Source organism: Haladaptatus sp. DYF46 (assembly GCF_021083305.1).
Lineage (GTDB): Archaea > Halobacteriota > Halobacteria > Halobacteriales > Haladaptataceae > Haladaptatus.
This window is the reverse complement of sequence record NZ_JAJFAY010000001.1, coordinates 1,855,583-1,879,459: the sequence shown is the minus strand read 5'-3', so window position 1 is coordinate 1,879,459 and position 23,877 is coordinate 1,855,583. Positions and strand designations below refer to the sequence as shown.

The 23,877-nt window shown below is 63.0% G+C and carries 23 protein-coding genes; 11 read left to right on the top strand and 12 right to left on the bottom strand.

Annotation, left to right across the window (positions count from 1 at the left end):
• Positions 1-16 precede the first annotated feature (16 nt).
• Positions 17-406, bottom strand: a complete 390-nt coding sequence (locus tag LJF34_RS10345; RefSeq protein ID WP_231184888.1) for a hypothetical protein — start codon at positions 404-406, stop codon at positions 17-19.
• Positions 407-431: 25 nt separating this feature from the next.
• Positions 432-1,304 carry a TIGR01548 family HAD-type hydrolase gene (locus tag LJF34_RS10340; RefSeq protein ID WP_231184887.1) on the bottom strand — a complete coding sequence of 291 codons (873 nt, stop codon included), beginning with the start codon at positions 1,302-1,304 and terminating at the stop codon, positions 432-434.
• Positions 1,305-1,403: 99 nt separating this feature from the next.
• On the opposite strand from LJF34_RS10340, the gene LJF34_RS10335 reads away from it, so the two are divergent.
• Positions 1,404-2,015, top strand: a complete 612-nt coding sequence (locus LJF34_RS10335; RefSeq protein WP_231184886.1) for a class I SAM-dependent methyltransferase — start codon at positions 1,404-1,406, stop codon at positions 2,013-2,015.
• 15 nt (positions 2,016-2,030) lie between these two features.
• Here the strand turns inward: LJF34_RS10335 and LJF34_RS10330 are convergent, their stop codons facing one another.
• Positions 2,031-2,420 carry a UPF0146 family protein gene (locus LJF34_RS10330; RefSeq protein WP_231184885.1) on the bottom strand — a complete coding sequence of 130 codons (390 nt, stop codon included), beginning with the start codon at positions 2,418-2,420 and terminating at the stop codon, positions 2,031-2,033.
• Positions 2,421-2,459: 39 nt separating this feature from the next.
• On the opposite strand from LJF34_RS10330, the gene LJF34_RS10325 reads away from it, so the two are divergent.
• Positions 2,460-2,996 (top strand): archaemetzincin family Zn-dependent metalloprotease, encoded by a 537-nt coding sequence (locus LJF34_RS10325; RefSeq protein WP_231184884.1) that lies wholly within the window; start codon positions 2,460-2,462, stop codon positions 2,994-2,996.
• On the opposite strand, the gene LJF34_RS10320 is transcribed toward LJF34_RS10325, so the two are convergent.
• Complete coding sequence (locus LJF34_RS10320; RefSeq protein ID WP_231184883.1) at positions 2,978-3,643, bottom strand: helix-turn-helix domain-containing protein; 666 nt, start codon at positions 3,641-3,643, stop codon at positions 2,978-2,980. The genes LJF34_RS10325 and LJF34_RS10320 overlap by 19 nt on opposite strands.
• A gap of 81 nt (positions 3,644-3,724) precedes the next feature.
• On the opposite strand from LJF34_RS10320, the gene LJF34_RS10315 reads away from it, so the two are divergent.
• A complete protein-coding gene (locus LJF34_RS10315; protein WP_231184882.1) occupies positions 3,725-5,095 on the top strand; it encodes a cytochrome P450 in 1,371 nt (456 codons plus the stop codon).
• Here the strand turns inward: LJF34_RS10315 and LJF34_RS10310 are convergent.
• The 3 genes from LJF34_RS10310 to LJF34_RS10300 all read right to left on the bottom strand — a co-directional run bounded on the left by LJF34_RS10310 (position 5,092) and on the right by LJF34_RS10300 (position 8,593).
• Positions 5,092-6,345 carry a hypothetical protein gene (locus LJF34_RS10310; RefSeq protein WP_231184881.1) on the bottom strand — a complete coding sequence of 418 codons (1,254 nt, stop codon included), beginning with the start codon at positions 6,343-6,345 and terminating at the stop codon, positions 5,092-5,094. The genes LJF34_RS10315 and LJF34_RS10310 overlap by 4 nt on opposite strands.
• Before the next feature lie 122 nt (positions 6,346-6,467).
• The gene (locus LJF34_RS10305; protein ID WP_231184880.1) at positions 6,468-8,279 is read right to left on the bottom strand and encodes a ribosome biogenesis/translation initiation ATPase RLI; all 1,812 of its coding nucleotides are present in this window, start codon (positions 8,277-8,279) and stop codon (positions 6,468-6,470) included.
• A 2-nt stretch (positions 8,280-8,281) separates the two neighbouring features.
• Positions 8,282-8,593 carry a hypothetical protein gene (locus LJF34_RS10300; RefSeq protein WP_231184879.1) on the bottom strand — a complete coding sequence of 104 codons (312 nt, stop codon included), beginning with the start codon at positions 8,591-8,593 and terminating at the stop codon, positions 8,282-8,284.
• Between the two features lie 285 nt (positions 8,594-8,878).
• On the opposite strand from LJF34_RS10300, the gene LJF34_RS10295 reads away from it, so the two are divergent.
• On the top strand, positions 8,879-9,157 hold the full coding sequence (locus LJF34_RS10295) for a winged helix-turn-helix domain-containing protein (protein WP_231184878.1): 279 nt from the start codon (positions 8,879-8,881) through the stop codon (positions 9,155-9,157).
• A gap of 114 nt (positions 9,158-9,271) precedes the next feature.
• A complete protein-coding gene (locus LJF34_RS10290) occupies positions 9,272-10,291 on the top strand; it encodes an NAD-dependent epimerase/dehydratase family protein (protein WP_231184877.1) in 1,020 nt (339 codons plus the stop codon).
• 32 nt (positions 10,292-10,323) lie between these two features.
• On the opposite strand, the gene LJF34_RS10285 is transcribed toward LJF34_RS10290, so the two are convergent.
• Positions 10,324-12,162 carry a PINc/VapC family ATPase gene (locus LJF34_RS10285; RefSeq protein ID WP_231184876.1) on the bottom strand — a complete coding sequence of 613 codons (1,839 nt, stop codon included), beginning with the start codon at positions 12,160-12,162 and terminating at the stop codon, positions 10,324-10,326.
• Positions 12,163-12,243: 81 nt separating this feature from the next.
• On the opposite strand from LJF34_RS10285, the gene LJF34_RS10280 reads away from it, so the two are divergent.
• From LJF34_RS10280 to LJF34_RS10260, 5 genes are all read left to right on the top strand, one after another.
• Positions 12,244-12,405, top strand: coding sequence for a hypothetical protein (locus tag LJF34_RS10280; protein ID WP_231184875.1), 162 nt, complete (start codon positions 12,244-12,246; stop codon positions 12,403-12,405).
• A 59-nt stretch (positions 12,406-12,464) separates the two neighbouring features.
• Complete coding sequence (locus LJF34_RS10275) at positions 12,465-12,785, top strand: hypothetical protein (protein ID WP_231184874.1); 321 nt, start codon at positions 12,465-12,467, stop codon at positions 12,783-12,785.
• 50 nt (positions 12,786-12,835) lie between these two features.
• Positions 12,836-13,096 (top strand): hypothetical protein, encoded by a 261-nt coding sequence (locus tag LJF34_RS10270; RefSeq protein ID WP_231184873.1) that lies wholly within the window; start codon positions 12,836-12,838, stop codon positions 13,094-13,096.
• Positions 13,097-13,309: 213 nt separating this feature from the next.
• Complete coding sequence (locus LJF34_RS10265; RefSeq protein ID WP_231184872.1) at positions 13,310-14,389, top strand: M20/M25/M40 family metallo-hydrolase; 1,080 nt, start codon at positions 13,310-13,312, stop codon at positions 14,387-14,389.
• A gap of 72 nt (positions 14,390-14,461) precedes the next feature.
• Positions 14,462-15,973 (top strand): carboxypeptidase M32, encoded by a 1,512-nt coding sequence (locus LJF34_RS10260; RefSeq protein WP_231184871.1) that lies wholly within the window; start codon positions 14,462-14,464, stop codon positions 15,971-15,973.
• Between the two features lie 71 nt (positions 15,974-16,044).
• On the opposite strand, the gene LJF34_RS10255 is transcribed toward LJF34_RS10260, so the two are convergent.
• The 4 genes from LJF34_RS10255 to uvrA form a co-directional block, all read right to left on the bottom strand.
• Positions 16,045-16,641, bottom strand: coding sequence for a peptidoglycan recognition family protein (locus LJF34_RS10255; protein ID WP_231184870.1), 597 nt, complete (start codon positions 16,639-16,641; stop codon positions 16,045-16,047).
• A gap of 252 nt (positions 16,642-16,893) precedes the next feature.
• Positions 16,894-17,982 (bottom strand): geranylgeranyl reductase family protein, encoded by a 1,089-nt coding sequence (locus LJF34_RS10250; protein ID WP_231184869.1) that lies wholly within the window; start codon positions 17,980-17,982, stop codon positions 16,894-16,896.
• A gap of 53 nt (positions 17,983-18,035) precedes the next feature.
• Positions 18,036-18,581, bottom strand: coding sequence for a hypothetical protein (locus LJF34_RS10245; RefSeq protein WP_231184868.1), 546 nt, complete (start codon positions 18,579-18,581; stop codon positions 18,036-18,038).
• Positions 18,582-18,831: 250 nt separating this feature from the next.
• On the bottom strand, positions 18,832-21,774 hold the full coding sequence (uvrA, locus tag LJF34_RS10240; protein ID WP_231184867.1) for an excinuclease ABC subunit UvrA: 2,943 nt from the start codon (positions 21,772-21,774) through the stop codon (positions 18,832-18,834).
• A gap of 189 nt (positions 21,775-21,963) precedes the next feature.
• Here uvrA and LJF34_RS10235 point away from each other — a divergent pair, with 189 nt between their 5' ends.
• The gene (locus LJF34_RS10235; protein ID WP_231185062.1) at positions 21,964-23,850 is read left to right on the top strand and encodes an ABC transporter ATP-binding protein; all 1,887 of its coding nucleotides are present in this window, start codon (positions 21,964-21,966) and stop codon (positions 23,848-23,850) included.
• Positions 23,851-23,877: the final 27 nt, after the last annotated feature.

Below are 23,877 nucleotides of genomic sequence, written 5' to 3'. Positions count from 1 at the left end.
GTCGTGATTGGCTTTGTTATGTTCCGCCTGTTGCTTCCTTAGGCGGTCCCTTCAGGGAAACGCTCGCCGCCGGGCCGAGATAGGTGAACCATCCAGCGAACAGGATGGCGAGGGCAACCCACGCGACGGTGGCGACGAACCACGCCGTGCCGTCGAGGGTCAGCCCGCGGATGAGCGGTTGTCCGGCGAACCCGATGACCCACGCGACGAGGAAGAACAGGCTGTGGTTGCGAAGCGTCCACCGGTCGTCGGACGCCAGACTGGCGACCGGGAGGGAGGCGACGAACAGCACGGGCGCGAACACGACTTGCGTGAACGGGTCGGGCGGACTGAAGAGTGCGCTGAAGACGAACGCCGACAGCAGGGCGAGGACGAGGATACGAACGAGACGGTCGATGGATACCATACGGGAGAATCGTGACCGAAAGATATCAGTTTCCCCCGAGAAGCGCCGGAAGATCGTCGATGGAGTCGATGACCGCCGCCGCGCCTGCTCCTTCGTACTTTCGGCGACCCGATTCGCCCGTCAAGCCACCGGTCAGAACGCCGACGCCGAAATACTCGCGGTCGGGGTCCGTCCCGTCGGCGTTCACCGCGGTGCGAACGTCGTCCAAGGTGTCGCCGACGAAGACGACGCGCTCGGCGTCGAAGCGCTCTCCCAGCGTCATCAGGGCGTGGGGATGTGGTTTGCCCTGCTCCCAATCGTCCATGGTGAATCGGTGGTCGTCGGCTACGTCCAGTCCGACGCGTTCGAGGGCGATGTCGGCCTCGGCGCTCGGCCTGCCGGTGACGATACCGACCGGATAGTTCGCGGTGAGCGTTTCGACCGTCTCGGACCCGAGGAGGACGGGTTCGTCGTTGATGTATCCCCGCGTGTCGAGCGTCGCCGCTTCGCCTTCGAGTTCGGCGTACAGGTCGGAGCCGAGGTAGAGTTGTTGGAACACGTCGCGGAGCGTTTCGGGGTCCCATGCCGCCCGAACCCTATCGTGGGCGTCGTCGGGCAGTTCCGCCGCGACGACTTCCTCGGCGGCGTCGAGGCCGCCACCGTTCGCCGCGATGCCGTCTGTGAACTCCTCGACGGTTTCGTCCAGCCCTTCGCGGGACGCGAGGACGTACAGCGCCGCCGCGTAGGTGAGTTCCCAGTCGTTGTTGAACCCCGATGCGTCCTTGAACGACTGGATGGCGTCCTTGGGGATGGTGTCGCCGTGAACCCGTTCGACGGACTCGATTATCGCCCGCCGGTAGGAGTCCGCCACGTCCACCAGTACCCCGTCGATGTCCAGTACGACCGCGTCCACGTTCATACCATCGCGTTCGTCCGCGGCGATAAGGGTTTGCCGAATCGCCGAGCGTATCAGGGATATGGCGAACCGCCTATGGCGCTCCCTTCCGAACGGCACCCCATGGACCACGACGAACTCCAGAAACGCTACGGCCACGACGACTATTATTGGGGGACGGAGCCGAACGGCTTGGCCGAGACGGTACTGGAGTTCGCGCCCGAACGCACCGCACCCGCCGCGATCGACATCGGCAGCGGCGAGGGTCGGGACGCGGTGTACCTCGCCGAACACGGCTACGGCGTCCTCGCGGTGGACCCGGTTCCCAACGGCTTGGAGAAGGCGGAACGACTCGCCAAGGAGCGCGGCGTCCACATCCAGACGCGATGTGCGGACGTCAACGATCTCGACTTCCCGTCGATGGACGTCGTGTACTCCTGCGGTGCGCTCCAGTACCTCCGTCCGGAGAACCGCGAGAAACAGTTCGCGCGGTTCAAGACCGCGACCACGGACGGTGGAGTTCACGTCCTGTTCGCGTTCGTCGACCACCCCGAGATTCCGACCGCACCCGACTGGGGGGACAACGAACACTTCTACCAACCCGGCGAACTCCGTGACTACTACGACGATTGGAACATCCTGCGGGAGGGCGAACTCGTCTTCGACGACGATTCGGGAGGAGAACCGCACCAACACGCCGCGGAGACCATAATTGCGGAAAAGCCGGACGAATAATCGTCCCCGTCCTTCCTATTCTCGCGCCCAAAACAGCGTCTCGCCCGGAATCGTCTCGCGCCGAACCGGAACCGTCGGTTGATCGCCGCCGAGGGTCGTGAAGACGAAGACGGCGTCGCACTCTTCGGCCACGGAGAGTGCGGGGCGGTGGAGTTCCGGCGGGAGGTTCTGTGCGTAAATCACGTCGGCGGACTCGTACACTCCCAACTCCGGGTCGGTCACGTCGTCCAGACGAAACACCACGCCGTCGGGAACCGGTCGCGGTTCGATGTCCGTTGAGGTGACGGCCACGCCGGACGCGGCGAGTCCCTCGGCGACGTCCGGTCGATTGCCGATTCCGATTTCGACGGCGCGCCGGAAATCGGCAAGACTGCGGACGATTCCGTCGCGAATTTTGGGGTCCACGGCGGGATGTTTATGGGTCGTCCGGTCATAGGGGTTGCCATGTTGATTGACATCGTCCCCGTGGGGGACGTTACGGGACGGGTCAAACGGGAGGCTTCAGCGGCCCTTCGGTCGATTTACGACTGCGACGTGATGGTCCACGAGCGACAGGAAATCCCCTCCGGGTCTCACGACCCCAACCGCGACCAGTTTCGCGCCGAGGATTTCATCGACTTGGCGAGTCGCGTCGGCACGGGGGAGAAGAACATCGCCATCACGCCCCAAGACCTCTTCTATCGCCGCCGAAACTACGTCTTCGGTCTCGCCTATCTCGACGGAAGCGGCAGCGTCATCTCCACCTATCGACTCCAACCCGCGACCGACGGCCTCTCCTCCGACGGCGGCATCTCGACGAAACCGCGCGAGGACGTCTTCTCGGACCGCGTTCGAAAGGAAGTCGTCCACGAAATCGGACACACGCTCGGCCTCGAACACTGCGACAACAACCGCTGTGTGATGAACTTCTCGCCCACGGTCCGCGAGGTGGACGTGAAGGAGGAGAACCTCTGTGGCACCTGTCAGCGACAGGTGCTCTGAACCAGTTTGCGGACGACCCTCGACTCCGCGTTTCGGAGGTGCGTCGACGCCGTGCTCGGCGCACAGTCCATCTCTTCTGCTACCGCTTCGACGCCCGCTTCGCGTGGCACCGCGTAGTAACCGATATCCACGGCCGTTTCGAGCGCCGACCGCTGTCGCTCGGTCAGCGTCGACCACAACCGCGCCCGCGGCGAGTCGTACTCCCCGACCTGTTCGACGGCGACGTCGATGTCGGCGTCCACGTCGTCCATCACGGCCCGCATGTCGCCGGCTTTCCCGACGAGCTCCATCAGCATCGCGCCGTCGCTCGTGTACGTGATGGGCGGAATCACGAGGATGCTCGTCCCCGCGAACGCGGTGCGAAAGTCGGTGTCAACGTCGCGTTTTTCGTGTTCGATGGAAGCGTAAAACGAGCCGTCGTCCAGCGGCGTCAACTCGTAATCGAGAATCAGCGGGGCCGCGTCCACCGCATCGGCGTACGGTGCCATCTCCCCGACGATTCGAAAGAGGACGTAATCGCGCTCCGGGTGTGAGAGGTTCCAGTTCAGCAGTTCCGCCCGTTCCATCGCCTCGTGTTCCATGATGAACGACCGCATCGGGTTTCGCATCTCCCGCGGGTGGCGAAGCGTCAGCCGAACGTATTTCATACCGGGACATACGGCTTCGCTTATAAATTCTCTAGTGGATTCGACGGAATCGGCTTCGGGCCGCCGAACCGACATCTAACCATGACGACCCCCGAAACCGCGCCGACGGAGCGCCCGGACGACCACCCGCTTCCACCGGGTCCGAAATCGTATCCCGCCGTGGGGAACACGCTCGGTTTCCTCCGCGACCCGTTTTCGTTCTACGACGGCCTCCGCGAGTACGGCGACGTGGTCTCGTACTCCGTGGCGGGCGAGCCGTTTTGCACGCTCCTCCACCCCGACCACGTGAAACGGGTGCTCGTCACGGAGGAGTCGAAGTTCGGAAAGAGCGGATTCATTCGAGAGGCGGGCGAGAAGTTCATCGGAAACGGCCTCGTCGCGAGCGAAGGGGAGTTCTGGCGACGTCAGCGCACGAGGATGCAACCCGCCTTCTACCGCGAGCGCATCGCCACCTACGCCGACCCGATGGTCGAGTTCGCGGCGGAGGCCGCCGACTCGTGGACCACCGGGGAGACGATTATGCTACAGGAGGAGATGCGGCGGTTGACGCTTCGAATCCTCTCGGCGGCGTTGTTCGATTTGGATATTCGGGGGGAACGATCCCCGATTCGTGATGCGACCTGGAACATCACGCGAGCCATCAACGAGAAGAGCGATGCGGGGTCCGTGGACGCGTTCCTCCCGGATTGGGTTCCCACCGCGACCAACCGTCGGTTCAGACGCGCCATCGAGGGGTTCGACGAGGCGGTCGAACGCCTCATCGAGAAACACCGGAACGAACCCCCGGGCGACGACTTCCTCTCGATTCTCCTCCACGCGACGGACGAGGACGGCGAGAGGATGTCGGAGGAAGCCCTCCGCGACGAGATGGCGACGTTCCTCTTCGCGGGTCACGAGACGACGGCACTCGCGCTCACCTACTGCCTGTATCTCCTCTCGACCCATTCGCGGGTGCGTCGAAAGCTGAACGACGAACTCGACACCGTCCTCGACGGCGACGCGCCGACGATGGCCGACCTCGATGCGCTCGACTACACCGACAAGATCGTCACCGAGGCCTTGCGACGCTACCCGCCCGCCTACGTCGTCTTCCGCGAGACGAAACGGGACGTCGTTTTCGACGGGTATCGGGTTCCTGAGGGAACCTCGCTGACGCTCCCGCAGTTCGTGATTCAGAACGACGAGCGCTGGTTCGACGACCCCGAGGCGTTCAGACCCAAACGCTGGACGCCCGCGATGGAAGCCGACCTGCCGGAGTACGCCTACTTCCCGTTCGGCGGCGGTCCGCGCCACTGCATCGGGATGCGCTTTGCGAACGCCGAAATTCGGCTCGTGCTGGCGACGCTCGCACAACGGGTCGAGTTCGGGTCCCCGCCCGCCGACCTCGATTTGCGGATGGGAACGACGCTCGAACCGACGAACCCCATCGAGATAACCGTGAAAAAGCGCTAACGCCACCGTTCGACGACGGTGCCGACGAGCGCCACCAAGCCGAGGAGAATGACGATCAACTCCTGTGCGAGGCTGTTGGGAACGACGTACTTCGCCATCGCGATGCTCCACGCGACCCGTTCGTTGACGGGGGACGTTTCGTGAGTCTTGTTCGGAATCCCGGCCTCGCGTGCGGTCGGACCGTTGCTCCCTTCGCCCGGCAGGCGGTCCGCTTCGTACGGAAGTGACCCTGTTTCGACCGACCAGACGATTTCGCCGTTCTCGTTCAGTTCGACCACCCGGTCGTTGTACGAGTCGGCGACGAGCGTATGGCCGTTTCGCAGTCTGTCGGCGTCGCGGGGCCAGTCGAAGACGCCGCTCCCGCCGTACTCCCAGACGAGGGTTCCGTTTCGGATCTCGACGATGCGGTCGTGTTCGCTGTCGGCCACGAGGAGCGTGTCGCCGAGCGTGTCGGGATTGTGCTGTTCGTAGAGGATCTCCCCGGATTCCGAGTATGAGTTCGGTCCGACGACGGGTTCGAGGCGAGCGGACCCGTTCTCGACGTGTAAATCCGCGACCGTATCGAAGTTTCTGAGGCTGATTCGGAAGACACCCGGTCGAATCCGGTCCACGTCGTTGACGTGCGTCCAGTCGCCCTCCTCGTCCATGTCCTCCGGGAAATCGTAGCGGTCGGTCGCGTTCCACTGCCAGAGGATTTCCTCGTCGCGGTTCACGGCGAACACGCGGTCGTTGCCCATGTCCACCATCACCCAGCGGTCCTTCCCGTTCACGACGTAGTGGTCGGCGTCGTGGAGTTCGTGGGCGTGCAGTTTGGCGTCGAACCACGAGTACTCCCACAGGGTCTCGTTCGTGTCCTGTGCCACGACCCGGAGCGAGTTCCGAACGCAGTTATCGTAGCCGTCGTCCCGATACTCGGACGGACACTCCTCATCGGGGAATTCGTCGGCCACCGCGATTTGGACCCGGTTCTTCCCCAGCGCTTCCACGTCGAACACGTCGTCCGCCTCGGTGTACTCCCAGACGATCTTTCCGGCGGGGTTCACCTCGATGGCGCGTCCCTCGTCCTGATAGTCTTGCAACGCGACGAGGGTGTTCGTCGCGGGACGCTGCTCGTCCACGGACAGGTAGGGGCTGTCCTGTCCCGTCAGCGCCCCGACTCCGGCGGTGGCGAACAGAACCACCGCGAGGGCAGCGAAGAGTTTCGCCCGGTTGTCGGAGGCCGAAAGCCACGAGGAGAGCGTGGAAATCACTATTCGGGTCTACGCGGACGGGGGAAAAAGAGATTCGGTTCCGTGGTCAGGCGTCGATGTCGGCGGTTTCCCCGAAGACGAGTTGCTGGCGCGTCGAACCGTCGAAAACGGAAACGGAGGAGTTAGCTGTAGTAGTACTCGCCGTCGCTCTTCTGCTGCCGGTCGAGTTGGCTGCCGGGCTTGTTGATGCGCGGGCGACCCACGTTCTCGTCGCGGCGGAACGTGATGTCGAGGTTGGCGAGGAAGTCGTTCATCCCGTCGCGCATCCCCTTCGGGCGTCCGGCGTGACCGTGCTGTGCGGGTTCGCCGTCGAAGACCATCAGGCGGTCCGAGAGCAGGTCGATCATGTACGTGTCGTGGTCGATGACCAACACGGTGGCATCCTGAATCTCGGCGTAGCGGCGGATGGCGCGCGTCGCACGGACGCGCTGTTCCACGTCGAGGTACGCAGAGGGTTCGTCCAGCAGGTAGAGGTCGGCGGGTTTCGACAGGCAGGCCGCGATGGCGACGCGCTGGCGCTCCCCACCGGAGAGGTCCATCAAGTTCTGCTCCATGATGCGTTCGAGTTGGAGCGGTTGTGAGATTTCCGTGTCCCAGTAGGAGGTTCCCATGTCGTCGGTCAGCGACGAGAGGAACACGTCCACGCGCATCGGCTGGTCGATTTCGATGTACTGCGGTTTGTACGAGATGTCGAGCGCGAAGTCCGCGTCGCCCTCGTCCGGTTCGAGTCGTCCGGCGAGGAGTTGTGCGAACGTCGATTTCCCGATTCCGTTCGGGCCGACGATGCCCAACACCTCGTTCTCGTAAATCGTGCCGCCTTCCACGTCGAGCGAGAACTCGCCCTCGCCGTACGATTTGTGGAGGTCGGGGTACTCCACGAGCGGGTCGGACGTTATCGACTCGCGCGGGGCGTGTTCGTCGAACTCGATCGCGTTCGGACGGATCCGCATGTTCTCGTTGTTGAGGTAGCCCTTCAGGTACTCGTTGATGCCGTTACGCACCGATTTCGGCGTCGTGATGACACCGTACGCGCCGGGTTCGCCGTACGCGACGTGCAGGTTGTCGGCCACCAAATCGAGGATGGCGAGGTCGTGTTCGACCACGAGCATGGAGCGGCCCTGCTCGTTCGCCATCTCCTGAAGCAGGCGGGCGACCGTGACGCGCTGGCTGATGTCGAGGTACGGCGTGATTTCGTCGAGGAAGTAGAAGTCGGCGTCGCGGGCCAGTGCCGCCGTCAGCGCCACACGCTGGAGTTCGCCGCCGGAGAGGCTGTCGATGTCCTGGTCCATCACGTGCTCGATTTCGAGTCGTTCCAGCAGGTCGTCCAGCACGCCGCGCTCGTCGGTTCGGGAGAGCAACTCGGCGGTGCTGCCGTCGAATCGGTCGGGGATCTTATCGACGTACTGGGGTTTTCGTGCGACGGTGACGTCGCCGTCCCGGACTTCACCGAGGTAGTCCTGCAGTTCGGTTCCGCGGTAGCGGTCGAGGATGGTGTCCCATCCCGGCGGGTCCTCGAACTGGCCGAGGTTGGGCGCGAGTTCGCCCGCGAGAATCTTCACTGCCGTCGTTTTCCCGCTCCCGTTCGGGCCCAGAATCCCCGTGACCTGTCCCTCTTGGGGTATCGGCAGTCCGTACAGCGAGAAGGCGTTTTCGCCGTAGCGGTGGACGGGGTCCTCCTGTAGCTCGCTCGGCAGGTTGATGATCTCGATGGCGTCGAACGGGCACTTCTCGACGCAGATACCGCAGGTTTCGCCGAGGCAAATCTCCTCGCTGATGTGTACCTGATCGGGTTGCCCTTCGGCCGTGTCCTCGCCGCGGAGCGTGATGCACTCCTTCCCCGTCCGGTTCGGGGGACAGAAGTTCTTACACTCGTAGTTGCAGCGGTCGGGTGAGCAACGCTCCAAGTCCACGACCGCGATACTGTCGTCCGCCATGCTTAGAGCTCCACGTGGTTGATGAGGAGAATACCCCACGTGATGAACCAGAGCGAGAACGTCATGAACGCGACGAAGAGAGTGTCTTTGATTCCGTCCAACTCGTATCCCATGAGATACAGCAGCGGGAGTTGAACGATCACGAACGCGAGCATGATGGTCAATCCCATCTGGTCCGTCGCCGCCGCGTTCGACGTCCCCACTATCAGAGCGGACGCGAACCCGGCGACGATGCCAGATATCGAAGCGAGCGACGTGACGGTAATGCTCCGGATATGGGCCGCCCGTCGCTCTGATGCCTTTTCAGTCGCCATGCGTGGCAATCGGGTACCCTGCCTCAAAAGACGTTCGCTTGTACCTACCCCCGTCTCCACCCCGTCGAGAACCGTCCGAACGTCGGACCCGAATACAGACGGTGGGTGACTTTTGGGGTGTGCGTGTGACAGTGTACCAACGTCGGCACAGGGTGCCGTCGAAAACGCTCCGAGACCGGCTTCGTCCTTCGAATTCGTCTTCCCGTAGTGGCCACTGTGAAGCCTTTCCATGCCACTCCATCTCAATAGTTTTATGGCGATGGCGTGTTTCGATTCGTAACGATGATGAGCCAGACTGAACGGGAACAAATCGACGACCTTCCACCAAGTGCCAAACTCGTTTTCAAGGTTCTCGAATACAAGGGATCCCTCACCCAGAAACAGATCGTGGACGAATCCATGTTGTCCGCACGGACGGTTCGCTACGCGCTCGAACGACTCGAAGACATCGGCGTCGTCGACGAGGACATCTACTTCGCCGACGCCCGCCAGAACCTCTACGAAATCGATGTCCCGACGGAACCGGATGCGGATCACAGTGCGGACGCTCAGTGCGCGGAATAGCCGCGCCGTTTCTCTCGCCGACTCTCCCTTTCTCCTTCCCCTTCCTTTGTCTCCCACAAAAACCGCGGTATCCGCTATCCACACCACTTTGTATTCCCGTGTGGACATCCGGATATGAACGTGTTCGTCATCGGCGGCACCGGCCTCATCAGCACCGGTATCGTCGACCAACTCGCCGATGCGGGCGAATCCGTGACGGTGTTCACGCGCGGCAACCACGACGCGGCGCTACCGGACGGCGTCACACACGCACAGGGCGACAGACACGACACGGACTCCCTCGAAGCGGCCGTCGCGGAGGCCGACCCCGACGCGCTGGTGGACATGGTCTGCTTCTCGCCGGAAACGGCGCGTGAGACGGTGGACGCCGTCGCTTCCCACGTCGACCAGTACGTCTTCTGTAGCACCGTCGATGTCTACCATCGCCCGCCCGAACGAAATCCCATCACGGAGGACACCGCACGACACCCGAACGTGAGCGACTACGGCCGGAACAAGGCGGACGCAGAGGACGTGTTCATGGACGCCCACGAACGCGGCGAGTTCGAGACGACGGTCATCCGCCCGTGGAGCACCTACGGCGAGGGCGGCGCCATCAACCACACCTTCGGGAAGGGAACGTACTACCTCGACCGTCTCCGCGCCGGAAAACCCGTCGTCGTCCACGGTGACGGCACCTCGATTTGGGGCGCGTGCCACCGCGACGACGTGGCCCGCGCGTTCGTCAACGCCATCGGTAACGAGGACGCGTACGGCGAGGCCTACCACGTCACGAGCGAGGAGTTCATCACGTGGAACCAGTACCACCGTCGCGTCGCCAGCGCCATCGGTGCGCCCGACCCGGAACTAATCCACGTCCCGACCGACGTGCTCACCTCGATTGCACCGGAGCGAACCCGAATGCTCCGCGACCACTTCCAGTACGCGACGACGTTCGACAACCGCAAGGCGAGACGCGACCTGGATTACGAGTACACGATAGACTTCGAGACCGGCATCGCCCGAACGGTCGAATGGTTGGAGGAGAACGAGAAAATCGACGACTGGGAGGACGAACCGTTCGAGGACGCGCTCATCGAGACGTGGCGAGTCGCCACGTCCGACGTGGTCGCGGAGATGTCGGAGTATCGGTAATCGAAAACGAGAGATGACCGCGATTTCGGGGCTTACGCCGATACGACCGTAATCTGACGCTCTCTATCGATGGCGTACTCCAACTCCTCGGCGATGGCGCTGCCGCGGGAGACCTGAATGTCGCCGCCGCGGCCGACCGTCGCGGTGAACAGGTACTCGCCGTCGGCCTGCACTTCGACCGTTTCCCCGGCGTGGCCGTCCAGCGGGATGATGACGTGCCGCGACGTGATTTCGGGGGTCACGACGTCGCCGCGCGGCGTCTCCATCCCCTTCGTACTCCCGACGGAAGACGGTTTCTCGTCGTGCGTTCGCACGTCGATGTCGATGCCGAGGCGGTTCTCGATGTCGTCGATCCGACCGCCGCCCTTGCCGATGACGTAGGAGATGTCGTCCTCGTCCACGTAGACGACGGCTTTGTTCTGGCCCTGTAGGTCCACGTCGACGTGGCCGCGGGACACCGACTGGATTTCGCGCTCGATTTCCTGTCTGGCGAGGCGCGACACGCCGGTCTCCTTCCCGTCAGCGTCCTCCAACGGGACCGTGACGACCTGCCGGTTGAAGGTGTAGATTTCGTACTCCGGCGTTCCGGTCTCGAACTCCTCCACGAGGATGACGGGCCGCGCGAGGTCCTCCTCGGTCATGCCCGCCGGCACTTTGACCTCGGTCCGTACGTCGTAGACTTTCTCGATCTGTCCGGCCTCGATGTAAACGACGGTGTCCACGATCTGCGGAATCATGCCGAGTTCGACCCGGCCGATGAGTCGCTGGAGCGCGTCGATGGGGCGGGTGGCGTGGACGACGCCGACCATGCCGACGCCCGCGAGGCGCATGTCCGCGAACACCTCGAAGTCGTTCGTCTTCCGCACCTCGTCGTAGATGGTGTAGTCCGGACGGACCATCAACAGGGAGTCGGCCGTCTTCTCCATCTCGCCCGCCAACTCGGTGTACTGAGTCACTTCGGGTCCGACCTGCAAGTCGCGGGGTTTCTCCATCGTTTTCACGGCGAAGTCGCTGTCGGCGAGGAACTCCGCGACGGCCTGTGCGAAGGTGGACTTTCCGGCACCGGGTGCCCCGGAAATCAGGACGCCGCGCTGTCGTTCGAGCAGGCGTCCCCGGAGTTCGTCCGCGTGTTCGTAGTCGTCCAGCGACGTCTTGACGATGGGGCGAACCGCCGTGATTTCCCACGCGTCGGCGAACGGCGGTTCCGCGATGGCGATACGATAATCGCGGAACTGGACGATGGTCATGCCGGGTTCGTCGATTTCGATGAACCCGTCGTGGCTCTGTTTCGCGCTCTGAATTATCTCCTGTGCGTACTCCTTCAGTTGCTCGTCCGTGGACGGTTCGTCGCGAATCCGCTGATAGTGCATGTCGCCGATTTCGCCCCGCTTCGCCATCGGTGGGACCTTCGACCGGAGGTGGAGGCTCATCGTCTCCTCGTCGAAGTAGTCCTCGATGCTGAGCCGTTCCACGTCCCGCGTTTTCGGCGCGATGTACTCGACTTCCAAGCCCTTCGCTTGCGCGACTTCGCTCTGTACGAGGTCGCTGGTGACGAACGTGGCGTCGTGCTCGTCCGCCAACTCCCGGATGAGCGCGTCGATTTCCCCCCGGTGGGCGTATCCCTGTTCTTCGGGTTTGGGTCGCTTCCCGACGTAATCGAGTTCGACGTCACCGGCGTCCGCGAGGTCCGCGAGACGTTGCAGTTCGGACAGCCCGTTCCACCCGCTCTCCTCTCCCTTGTTCGCCTGCGATTCCAGTTCGCTGACGACGGCTTCGGGGATGAGAACCGTCGCCCCAGCAAAGTCGCCATCATCGACTTTCTGCGAGATACGGCCATCGATGACGGCGCTCGTATCCGGCACTACGTTCATGGGCGTCGGTTCGTGCGGTAGCCTGATAAGGGTTTCAGCGCGTGGGTCACGCTTTTGCTCCTCGGTGACGTACGGCAGTCGATGCGTCACGCCCACCTCGTGCTCACCGTCGACGAAGAAACGCGCGACCGAATCGAAGCCGACCGCACGGACGAAACCATCGACGAGTGGCTTCTAGACGCCATCGAGCGCAAACTCGACCGATACGAGGAGTACGAGTTCGTCGACGATTGTGCCATCTGAGCCGAAGCTTGCGGATTCAAGCACCAGAATTAGAGGGTTGATTTCCCAACCAATGGTAGATGGTGTCATCCGAGTCCCCGGACCCCTCACGTCTCGATAGAGCGTTCGAAGTACTTTCGGACGCCCAACGACGCCGATTAGTGTGCTATCTCATCGAATCGACGGACGGTTCCTCGACGGTCGAGGAACTGTGCGACGTACTCGATGGCGACTCACGGCACATCGAAACGCGACTTCGACACGTCCATCTCCCGCGTCTCGAAGCGATGTCGATAATCGATTACGACGAGCGAACCGGAGCGATTCGATATTCGAACAACGTAATTCTTGAAGACGTATTGGACTGTTGTGCGAGATACTGTGACCCCATCGATGGGTGAGACCGATTCCGGCCAGCATCGATTTGGTTTCCGATGCCATCGTCCCGACCATGGCACGAGAACTCGACGAGATTCGAGCGGACTTGGATTCCGTCGCGGACGACGCCTCGCCAGACGTCGCCGGGGAAATCCGGGCGATTCGAAAGGGCCTGTCCAACGTCCCGAGCGACGAGGAAACGAAGCGAACGCAGTTCCGCGAGACTGAAGACAGGATTTCGGAGATAGAACACCAAGCCGACGCGTCCGTCGCGGAACGACTGCACACGCTGCAGGAGGACATTCACGTTCTTGCCGAAGACGTCGGATACTGATTTTCACGACGCGACTCGATGGGGTATGGACGAACTGGTCGAACACGCGGCCGAAGCGATACGGGTCGACACTCGAGACATTTTGTAATCATCTCTCTGACATCTGTTGTTCGAGTAGCGATATGATCGCGGTCTCCACCAGCACTACAGATAGCCTGCCAGAGGGGTTGCCGAGGGCATAGAGTACTAAACCGCCGAGTGGAATGAAGGAGTATGGACGAACTGGTCGAACTGACCCGGAACCTCGTTTCGATTCCGAGTCACGAGGACGAGACGGCGGCGGGCGATTATATCGAGGAGTGGCTTCGCGCGGAGACGAACGCGGACGTAACGCGGGACGACGTCGGCAACGTTATCGCTCACAAGGCGGCCGACGGCGGGGCCGATACCTCGCTCGCGCTGGTCGGCCACCACGACGTCGTTCCCCCGGACGAATCGCAGGTAGACGGCGGCGAGTACGTGGTCGAGGCGCGCGACGGACGACTGTACGGTCGCGGCGCGGCGGACATGAAGGGTTCAGTGGCGGCGTCGATGCTCGCGTTCCGCGACGCCGACCCGTCCTGTGACCTCGCCTTCGCCAGCTTCATCGCCGAGGAGTTGGGCGGCGACGGCGCACGTCACGCCATCGAGGGCGGCTTTTCGCCCGATTGCGCCATCGTCGCCGAGGGGTCCACGAACTACTCGAAAGCGGGCGTCACGGACGTCGTCGTCGCCCACCGCGGACGGCGGGCGAGCACCGTCACGGCGCACGGAACCGCCGCGCACGCGAGCGAACCGGAGGCCGGTGAAAACGCCATTTACCGCGCCAGCGATGCTGTAGACATCGTCCGCGAGTGCGACGTCCCGACCGTCTCGGTTCTCGGCAACGACCTCTCGGGGAGCGTCGTCGTCACCGAAATCCACGGCGGAAGCGCGTGGAACGTCATTCCGGACACCTGCGACGTAACCGTCGACGAGCGGACCGTCCCCGGCGAGCACGCCGACCTCAGTGCCGTGGAGGAAATCGACGGCGTGGAGTGGACCGTCGAACAGGACCTGCCGCCGATGGAGTGCGACGACCCGGACTTCGCGGAGGCGGTGCTGGCCGCCGCCCGAGACGCACAGGACGGCGACCCGGAACAGGTAACGAAGCCCCACGCGACGGACGCCGGGTGGTTGGCCCAGGCGGGCGTCACCTGCGTCGTCTGCGGCGCGTCGGAACCGGGCGAAGCGCACACGAAAAACGAGAGCGTGGACATCGACGTGTTGGCGCGCTGCTATCGGATTTACCGGAACGCGGCGGAGACGCGCTAACGAATCCGACTCCCCGTCGTATTTCGTACCGAAACCCATTCATTGATAATCGGTGACAGCAAACACCCGACGATGGCAACCGAAGCCGCCGAAGAAAACAGTACCTACGAGGAGTTTCTCGGGAAAGTAAAACGGATTTCGAACGTCCAGAACGCCGCCGGGATTCTCGGCTGGGACCAAGAAGTCGTGATGCCCGAGGGTGGCACCCCCGCTCGGTCACAGCAGCGGTCGGCACTGTCGGCGATTTCGCACGAACTGCTCACCGACGACGAGATGGGCGACCTGCTGGACGAACTCGAAGGCGAGGAGTTGGACGACGAACAGGCCGCCGTCGTCCGCGAGGTTCGACGGGAGTACGAGCGAGCGACCCGCGTCCCCGGCGAGTTGGTCGAGGAGATTTCCCGCACCACGTCCGAGGCGCTCCCGAAGTGGAAGAAGGCGCGCGAGGAGGACGACTTCTCGATTTTCGCCCCGACGCTCGAAAAACTGGTCGAGTTGGAGCGCGAATACGCCGAACACATCGACCCGGACAAGGACCCCTACGAGGTCCTGTTCGAGGAGTACGAACCCTATCTCGGCATCGACACCGCCGAGGAGACGCTGGCGGAACTCCGAGACGAACTCGTCCCACTCATCGAGGACGTGCGCGAGAGCGACGTCGAACTCGCCACGCCGTTCCAGGGAACCTACGACGCCGAGATTCAGGAGGAACTCTCGCGCGACGTGCTCGACACGCTCGGCTACGACTGGGACCGCGGCCGCCTCGACACCGCCCCCCACCCGTTCTCAAGCGGGACGCAGTTCGACGCGCGCGTGACGACGCGCTTCGACGAGAGCGACCCGCTCGGCGCGCTGATGAGCACGGTCCACGAGTTCGGCCACGCCACCTACACGCAGGGCCTGCCGGACGACCAGTACGGCACGCCGCTCGGCCAAGCCCGCGACCTGACCGTCCACGAATCTCAATCCCGCGTCTGGGAGAACAACGTCGGTCGGTCGCGCGCCTTCTGGGAGAACTTCCTGCCGCTCGTTCGGGAGCGATTCGCGGACGCGAACGGCGTCTCCGTCGATGAGATGTATCAGGCCGCGAACCGCGTCTACGAGGACAACCTCATCCGCGTCGAGGCGGACGAACTGACCTACCACATGCACATCGTGGTGCGCTTCGAAATCGAGAAGGCGCTCATCCGCGGCGAAATCGAGGTGGACGAGGTGCCGGAACTCTGGAACGACAAGTACGAGGAGTACCTCGGTATCCGCCCCGACACGGACGCCGACGGCTGTCTACAGGACATCCACTGGAGCCACGGTAGCTTCGGTTACTTCCCGACCTACTCGCTGGGCAGCGTCCTCGCCGCGCAACTGTACGCGAAAGCCGACGAGGACATCGACGACCTCGACGGTCAGATTCGCGACGGCGACTTCGACGACTTCCACGACTGGCTGACCGAGAACATCCACCAGTACGGCTGTCTGTACACCACGGACGACCTCATCGAACACGCGACGGGCGAGTCGTTCACCGCCGAGTACTTCCTCGACTACGTGACCGAGAAGTACGGCGCGCTGTACGATCTCGAGTAACGATTCTCCGTCGCGGTTTTCACGGCTTCGCGGAAGCGGTCGGTCGAAAAATAAATCCGGAACTCTCGGACTCAGTACGAGTTCACGAGGTCGATGTAGTAGTCCCAGTCCCAGTTCGGGCCGGGGTCGGTGTGACTGTTCTCGGGAACCTGTTCGTGGCTGATGATGCCCCCGTTGGCCGGGTTCGCCGCGTCGCTCGGGACGCTCGACGGGTGTTGTTTCGGGACGCCGTACTGGTCACAGAGCCAGCTAGCCAGTTTGGCGGATGCACGATACTGGGCGTCTTCGTAGCTCTCGCTGACGTAGCCGCCGTGTTCGATGCCGACGGAGTACTGGTTGTAGCTCCAGTTGCCCGCGTGCCACGCGATGTTGATGTCGCTGACGCTCTGATACTTGTAGCCCCCTTCGGAGACGGTGTAGTGGGCGCTGACGTCCGCGTCGGGGTTCTGGAACCAGTTGACCGCGCTGCTGGCCGAACCCTGTACGGTGTGGATGATGACCCAATCGATCTCCGCAGCGCCGCGGTCCGCTCCCGTGTAGTTGCTCGAATCCGCCGGTTCCCAGTCGACCGTCGGTTTGGCCGCCGCGGTTCCGCTGAGGGCGACCGCACCGATGCCCGCTGTACCTGCCGCGCCGACCGTCTTGAGGAAGTTGCGTCGTGATGTCATACTCCACCATTCTAATCGCGTAGGCAATTTAAAATATTTTCTCTAGTGATCTAATAAATTAATATATAGGGAATAGATCAATATATTATACTACTCCGGCGAGGACTCGTAGTCACGATTCGGGCGAAAAGCGGGTCGTGGTCGGAGGTACGCCGTTCCAACGGAAAGCGATGGGTGAGGGTACTCGAAAGCTATGCGGGATAACGAGTATAGGCTCGGAACGATGTCACGTAAGCTCGGACTAGCTCCCCCCTACGACGAGCGCGTGAGGAGTTTTCGGAGATGGTCAGTCGAGAAAAAGGACGACGGCTTGTCCATGTGGACGCCGATTTCACCCTCCATCGCCGTGAGACCCACTTTCTGGACGGGTTTCGGGAGCGAGTACGCCCTGCGCACCCAGTGTCCCAGTCGAATCTCGTTTTTCAACTCCCGTCGCCACGCGCGTTCGTAGTCGGCGAGCGTCGCCGGGTCGTCGGGGTCGATGGTCTCGACGGCGCGGTCCGCCGCGGTCATGCCGTAGAGGATGCCGCCGCCGGTGAAGGGCTTCGTCTGTGCGGCGGCGTCGCCGACGAGAAACCCGCGGTGGGCGGTGACGCTCGGTGCCGGGCCGATGGGAATCATCCCGGCACAGAAATCCCCGGTTTCGACGCCGTAATCCGCCGTAAACCGGTCGAACAACTCGCGAGCGTTCTCGCCCGGCGGCGCGGCCAGTCCGTACTCGACGCCCGCCTGCCCGCGGGGGATCCGCCACGCGAAAAATCGCGGCGCGGTGAGGTGAACGTCCACGAAGTTGCCGTTGTGCGTGTCGGTCGTGAACCCGAGCACGCCCTGCAGTTTCTCGCCCGGTTCGGGCAGGTGGAGTTCCCGCCGGACGCGCGAGACCGGGCCGTCACAGCCGACGACCATCTTCCCGCGAAACATCTCGGTTCCGTCGGGCGTGTTGGCGGTGATGTCCACGTACTTCCCGTGTTCGTCCACGTCGGGCACGCTGTGTCCCTCACGCAAATCGGCCCCCGCCTCCTCGGCGGCGGTCGCGAGCGTCCGGTCGAGTCCGACCCGGTCGATGACGTTCGAGATGACCTCGTCCTTGTAGAACGGATGTTCGGGGGACGTCGGGCCATCGACGTGGAAGCGCGCACCGTAGACTTCGTTCTGGAGGAGGTCCGCACGGGCACCCTCGGGGGTGAACTCCCAGATGTCGGTACTGACGTGACCGGAACACGCGAGCGGCGTTCCGACCTGCCCGCGTTCGAGAACGAGAACGTCGTGTCCCGCGTCCGCGGCGCGTCGCGCGAACCGCGACCCGGCGGGACCGGCACCGACCACCACGAAATCGTACATTATCGTGGGTTGTTGGCCGCGGGGCAAAATAGCTTCTTTCTCGGGTCGGGTCGCTACCGTGCGGACGGCGGTCGTTCTCCCATCCCGAGTTGCCGACGCCGGAGGTAATGAACCAATGCCGAGAGTGCGAACGCGGCGACGATGAGGACGCCCCAGATCTTGTCCGGAATCGCCGAAAACGGCGGAATACCGAGGAAGTCGGCGAAGACGAGAATCGCGCTCACGATGGCGAGACCGAGGTAGTACCGGATCCACGGAAACTCGTCCTGCGGACGGAGGTATCCCTCCAACTGCCCGGCGTTATCGGCGAGTTCGACGATGCCTCTGCTCTGGTTGTACTCCACGATTCCCGCATCCGAAAGCTTCGGGAGATGCGTCTGATACAACGAGGTGTACACCGACTTGCGCTCGTTCGCGGACAGGCCTTCGACCGTGGTGTCGTTTTCCCACGCCGCGACCTGTTCCGCCAGTTCGCTGAGTTCCACCGGTCGCCCCTGCTGTTTGAGGTAGTGGAGCGTGTACCGCCGTCGCCTATTTTTCAGAACGTCGAAGATGAGATCTTCGGACAGTTCTTGTGGGGTTCCATCAGTCGAACTCATGACACCTGAGAGTCGCAATCGGTTGTTTCCACGATACCACCGCCACCCGGACGTAACACGAGTGCGAAGTTACCTCGGACGACACTTTGTTATCCAGTGCTTAGCTGGCTGTAGTTTTCAAACTACTTACGATACCGACGCATAAGCGGGCGATTCTTCGGGGTAAGCCCGCCATTCTATCGTATAAATAGATCGGTATATCGGTTCGAAACAGTTGTGCGTCGGTCCGGACGCGCCGACGTATCAGTTGTCAGTCATCCATCGGCGCGGGTGCGGGTCTGTCCGAACGCGGACCGTCGAGTTCGATGGCCGGGAGTTTGTCGCGGAGATACTGCCCGGTGTAGGATTCCTCGACCCGCGCTATCTCCTCGGGCGTGCCGGTGGCGACGATTTCGCCGCCCTTCTCGCCGCCCTCGGGGCCGAGGTCGATGACGTGGTCGGCGTTCTTCACGAGGTCGAGTTCGTGTTCGATGACGGCGATTGTGTTGCCCTTGTCCGTCAATCGCTGGAGGACGGCGACGAGTTTGCGCTCGTCCTCGTGGTGCAGTCCCGTGGTTGGTTCGTCCAACAGGTAGAGCGTCTCGCCCGCGTCCTTCTTGCCGAGTTCCTCGGCGAGTTTGACGCGCTGGGCCTCCCCGCCGGAGAGGGTCGTGGACGGTTGGCCGAGTTTCATGTAGTCCAGCCCCACGTCCTTCAGCAGTTTCAGGCGACGACGGATTCGCGTGTCGTGCTCGAAGAAGTCGTGTGCCTCCTCGACGGACATGTCGAGCACCTCCGCGATGGTCGCACCGCGGTAGGTCACGTCCAGCGTCTCGTCGTTGTAGCGCGCGCCGTCGCACTCCTCGCACGGGACGTACACGTCCGAGAGGAAGTTCATCTCGATTTTGACGGTTCCCTGCCCGCCACACTCCTCGCAGCGCCCGCCCTTCACGTTGAACGAGAAGCGACCCTTCTCGTAGCCGCGCTGTTTGGCGAGTTTCGTCTCGGCGAAGGATTTGCGGATGTAATCGAACACGCCCGTGTACGTCGCCGGGTTCGAGCGTGGCGTCCGACCGATGGGCGACTGGTCGATGAGTCGCACCTTCTCGATGTTCTCCATCCCGTCGATGGAATCGTGGTCGCCGGGGTCCACCGAGGTGTTGTCGTTCATCTCGCGAGCCAGTCCCTTGTAGAGGATGTCGTGCATCAGCGTGGATTTCCCCGACCCGGAAACGCCCGTGACGGCGGTGAACTTCCCGATCGGAATGTCCACGTCGAGGTCCTTGAGGTTGTGCTGGCGTGCGCCGCGAACCGTGATGTTCGCGTCGCTCTCCCGACGTTCCTCGGGGACGGGAATCTCCTTTCGTCCGGCGAGGTAGTCGCCCGTGATGCTCTCCTCGTGGGCCATCACCTCATCCACGTCGCCCTGCACGACGATTTCGCCGCCGCGTCTACCGGGACCGGGGCCGATGTCGATGACGTTGTCCGCCCGCCGCATCGTCTCCTCGTCGTGTTCGACGACGATGAGGGTGTTCCCCAGGTCGCGCAGTTCACACAGCGTGTTCAGCAGGCGGTCGTTGTCGCGCTGGTGAAGGCCGATCGAGGGTTCGTCCAACACGTAGAGGACGCCGACCAGCCCCGACCCGATCTGGGTTGCCAGCCGAATCCGCTGGCTCTCCCCGCCCGAGAGCGTCGAGGCTTCACGGTCGAGCGTGAGATACTGCAACCCGACTTCCTCCATGAAGCCGAGTCGCGCGCGAATCTCCTTCAGTATCTCCTCGGCGATGCGGTTCTGTCGGTCGGTCAGATTGGCTTCGAGGTTCTCGAAGTGAACCAGCGCGTCCCCGATGGACATCCGGTTGACCGCCGAAATCGAGGTGCCATCGACGTACACCGAGCGGCTTTCGGGGCGCAGTCGCGTGCCGTCACAGGCCGGACACTCCGTCACGGCCATGTACTCCTCGATGTGGCCGCGCGCCCGGTCGCTGTCGGTTTCGACGTACCGTCGTTCGAGGTTCGGGATGACGCCCTCAAACGGTTCTTCTTTCCGACGGATGCCGTTCTTCGTGTTCCACTTGAACAGCACGTCCTCGTCGGTGCCGTAGAGGAATCCCTGTCGAACCTCCTCGCCCAGATCCTCGAACGGCGTCGTCAGGCTCACGTCGAAGTGCTCGGCGACGGAATCGAGCTGTCGGCGGTAGTAGGTCCGTTGGTAGCTCCACGGCTCGAAGACGTGTTTCAGCTGTTTCGACGGGTCCTCGACGACGAGGTCCTCGTCTATCTCCTTCGTCTCGCCGATGCCTTCACACTCGGGACACGCGCCGTGCGGACTGTTGAACGAGAAGCTCCGCGTCTCGATTTCGCGGAAGTCGATGCCGCAGTGCGTGCAGGCGAGCTCCTCCGAAAACTCCACGACGAGTCGGTCGTCGCCGTCCCCGGCCAAGTCGCCCGTCGAACGCGACTCGGACCCGAGGTTCACGTCCGCCGGTGCGTCGGGGACGATGAGTTTCATCACGCCCTCGGCTTCCTCCAGCGCGGTCTCGACGCTGTCGTTGATGCGCGAACGCGCTTCCTCGCTGACCTTCACGCGGTCCACGATGACGTCGATGGTGTGGTCGTAGTTCTTGTCGAGGTCGGGTCGGTCGAGGGTCAAATCGAACTCCTCGCCGTCCACTTCCACGCGCGAGTAGCCGTCCGAGACGAGGTCGTCGAACAGGTCGGCGAACGCGCCCTTCTGGTCGCGGACGACCGGCGCGGCGATTTTCGCCTTCGTTCCCTCGGGCAAGTCGAGCACCCGACGAACCATGTTCTGGGCGCTCTGCTCGCCGACTTCCCGACCGCACTGCGGACAGTGCGGCGTGCCGACGCGGGCGTAGAGCAGTCGCAGGTAGTCGTGCAGTTCCGTCACGGTCCCGACCGTCGAACGCGGGTTGTTCGCCGCGTTCTTCTGGTCGATCGAGATGGCGGGCGACAAGCCTTCGACGTTCTCGACCTGCGGCTTGTCCATCTGCCCGAGGAAGTTCCGGGCGTAGGCCGACAGGCTCTCGATGTAGCGTCGTTGTCCCTCTGCGTACACCGTCTCGAAGGCGAGCGAGGACTTCCCCGACCCCGAAAGGCCGGTGACGACGTTGAACTCCTCGCGCGGAATCTTGACGTCGAGGTCTTTGAGGTTGTGCTCCTCGGCCCCCCGCACTTCGATGTAGTCCTTGCTCATCTAGACTCAGACAGCGACTGAACGAGGGTATGCCTATCGGTTGGGAATGCAAGCGGAGTGAAAGTGAAACTGAGGGGGGCAGAGGTGTGGGAGCCGAAACGGCCACCGAACGGGACATATTCATCCGGTCCTTACCTGAGGTAAGTGGCTTCAAATACCGCAAGACTGGAGGATGCGGAACGGCACACGATGTGGCGACTCTTCGCCGAGTACGGCCGCGGCTACTTCCCGCAGTTCGTCGCGGGGTTCGTCGGGACGGTACTCGGCCGCCTCTCGGGTCTCCTGCCGCCGGTCATCCTCGGCATCGCCATCGACGCGATATTCCTGAACGAGCAGGCGTTCTACCTCCCTCTAATTCCGTCGATGTGGCTGCCGACGACGCCGGACGGTCAGCTTTGGCTCTCCATCGGCGTCGTACTCGCGTCGTTTCTCGTCGGTGCCGCGTTCTCGTGGCTGGAAGGCTGGGGCTGGAACGCGTTCGCGCAGGGCGTTCAGCACAAGCTCCGCGTGGACACCTACGACAGAATGCAACTGCTCGACATGAACTTCTTCGACGGCAAGCAGACGGGCGAGTTGATGTCCATCCTGAACAACGACGTGAACCAGTTGGAGACGTTTCTGAACGACGGGCTGAGTTCGGCGCTCCGCATCGGCGTCATGATCGTCGGCATCGGCTGGATTCTGTTCACCCTCAACCCGGCGCTCGCGCTCGTGGCGCTGCTCCCAGTGCCCTTCCTCGCGGCGTTCACGTACCTCTTCGTCCGAACTATTCAGCCGAAGTACGCCGCGATGCGGGCGAGCGTCGGCGCGCTCAACTCCCGACTGGAGAACAACCTCGGCGGCATCCGCGTGATCAAGTCCGAAACCGCGGAACCCTACGAATCCGGCAGGATCGAGGAGGCCTCCGGGGACTACTACGACGCGAACTGGGACGCCATCACGACCCGAATCACCTTCTTTCCCGGCCTGAGCCTCCTGACCGGCATCGGCTACGCCGTCACCTTCGCGGTCGGCGGTTTTTGGCTGCTTTCCGGCGCGCCGGGGCCGTTCACCGGCGCGCTCGAACCCGGCGTGTTCGTCACCTTCGTCATCCTGAGCCAGCAGTTCATCTGGCCCATGGCGCAGTTCGGGCAGATAATCAACATCTACCAGCGCGCGGAGGCGTCGAGCGACCGGGTGTACTCGTTGATGAACGAACGCGGGACGCTTGGCGAGAGCGCCGACGCGCCGGACTTGGACGTGACCGAGGGCGAAGTGGTCTACGACGACGTGAGTTTCGGTTACGGCGAGGAGACCGTCGTCTCGGACATCGACCTGCACGCCGAACGCGGCGACACGCTCGCACTCGTTGGCCCCACCGGTGCGGGTAAATCCACCGTCCTGAAACTCCTCCTCCGTATGTACGACGTGGGGGAGGGAACGATTCGCATCGACGGCACCGACATCCGGGACGTAAACCTCCGCAGTCTGCGGCGGGCGGTCGGCTACGTCAGTCAGGAACCGTTCCTCTTCTACGGGTCCGTGAAGGAGAACATCGCGTACGGGACGTTCGACGCGAGCGACGAGGAAATCGAGGAGGCCGCGAAAGCCGCCGAAGCACACGAGTTCATCGTCAACCTGCCCGATGGCTACGACACGATGGTCGGCGAACGCGGCGTCAAACTCTCGGGCGGCCAGCGTCAGAGACTCTCCATAGCGCGGACGGTTCTCAAGGACCCCGCCATCCTCGTACTGGACGAGGCGACGAGTCACGTCGATACCGAAACCGAGGCCCTCATCCAGCGCAGTCTCGCCTCGCTCGTGGCCGAGAAGACGACGTTCGCCATCGCCCACCGCCTCTCGACGGTCAAGGACGCGGAGGAAATCGTCGTCCTCGACGACGGCGAAATCGTTGAACGCGGCACGCACGACGACCTGTTGGCGCTCGACGGCCTGTACGCGAACCTCTGGCACGTGCAAGCCGGGGAAATCGAAGCCCTCCCGCGCGAGTTCATCGAACGGGCGATTCGACGGCGCGCGGAAATCGAAGATAGCGATGTCGGGGGCGCGGAAGCACAGGCGGACGGCGGGGAGTGAGCCGGATTCGCCCTCAAGTTTAAATAC

Bases quoted from the DNA above. Each gene is read 5' to 3' on its own strand.
- LJF34_RS10280 (WP_231184875.1), top strand. From the start codon at position 12,244: ATGCGTCACGCCCACCTCGTGCTCACCGTCGACGAAGAAACGCGCGAC.
- LJF34_RS10255 (WP_231184870.1), bottom strand. From the start codon at position 16,641: ATGACATCACGACGCAACTTCCTCAAGACGGTCGGCGCGGCAGGTACA.
- LJF34_RS10235 (WP_231185062.1), top strand. From the start codon at position 21,964: ATGTGGCGACTCTTCGCCGAGTACGGCCGCGGCTACTTCCCGCAGTTC.
- LJF34_RS10290 (WP_231184877.1), top strand. From the start codon at position 9,272: ATGAACGTGTTCGTCATCGGCGGCACCGGCCTCATCAGCACCGGTATC.
- LJF34_RS10245 (WP_231184868.1), bottom strand. From the start codon at position 18,581: ATGAGTTCGACTGATGGAACCCCACAAGAACTGTCCGAAGATCTCATC.
- LJF34_RS10305 (WP_231184880.1), bottom strand. From the start codon at position 8,279: ATGGCGGACGACAGTATCGCGGTCGTGGACTTGGAGCGTTGCTCACCC.
- LJF34_RS10275 (WP_231184874.1), top strand. From the start codon at position 12,465: ATGGTGTCATCCGAGTCCCCGGACCCCTCACGTCTCGATAGAGCGTTC.
- LJF34_RS10295 (WP_231184878.1), top strand. From the start codon at position 8,879: ATGAGCCAGACTGAACGGGAACAAATCGACGACCTTCCACCAAGTGCC.
- LJF34_RS10285 (WP_231184876.1), bottom strand. From the start codon at position 12,162: ATGAACGTAGTGCCGGATACGAGCGCCGTCATCGATGGCCGTATCTCG.
- LJF34_RS10325 (WP_231184884.1), top strand. From the start codon at position 2,460: ATGTTGATTGACATCGTCCCCGTGGGGGACGTTACGGGACGGGTCAAA.
- LJF34_RS10250 (WP_231184869.1), bottom strand. From the start codon at position 17,982: ATGTACGATTTCGTGGTGGTCGGTGCCGGTCCCGCCGGGTCGCGGTTC.
- uvrA (WP_231184867.1), bottom strand. From the start codon at position 21,774: ATGAGCAAGGACTACATCGAAGTGCGGGGGGCCGAGGAGCACAACCTC.
- LJF34_RS10315 (WP_231184882.1), top strand. From the start codon at position 3,725: ATGACGACCCCCGAAACCGCGCCGACGGAGCGCCCGGACGACCACCCG.
- LJF34_RS10340 (WP_231184887.1), bottom strand. From the start codon at position 1,304: ATGAACGTGGACGCGGTCGTACTGGACATCGACGGGGTACTGGTGGAC.
- LJF34_RS10300 (WP_231184879.1), bottom strand. From the start codon at position 8,593: ATGGCGACTGAAAAGGCATCAGAGCGACGGGCGGCCCATATCCGGAGC.
- LJF34_RS10265 (WP_231184872.1), top strand. From the start codon at position 13,310: ATGGACGAACTGGTCGAACTGACCCGGAACCTCGTTTCGATTCCGAGT.
- LJF34_RS10320 (WP_231184883.1), bottom strand. From the start codon at position 3,643: ATGAAATACGTTCGGCTGACGCTTCGCCACCCGCGGGAGATGCGAAAC.
- LJF34_RS10345 (WP_231184888.1), bottom strand. From the start codon at position 406: ATGGTATCCATCGACCGTCTCGTTCGTATCCTCGTCCTCGCCCTGCTG.
- LJF34_RS10260 (WP_231184871.1), top strand. From the start codon at position 14,462: ATGGCAACCGAAGCCGCCGAAGAAAACAGTACCTACGAGGAGTTTCTC.
- LJF34_RS10335 (WP_231184886.1), top strand. From the start codon at position 1,404: ATGGACCACGACGAACTCCAGAAACGCTACGGCCACGACGACTATTAT.
- LJF34_RS10270 (WP_231184873.1), top strand. From the start codon at position 12,836: ATGGCACGAGAACTCGACGAGATTCGAGCGGACTTGGATTCCGTCGCG.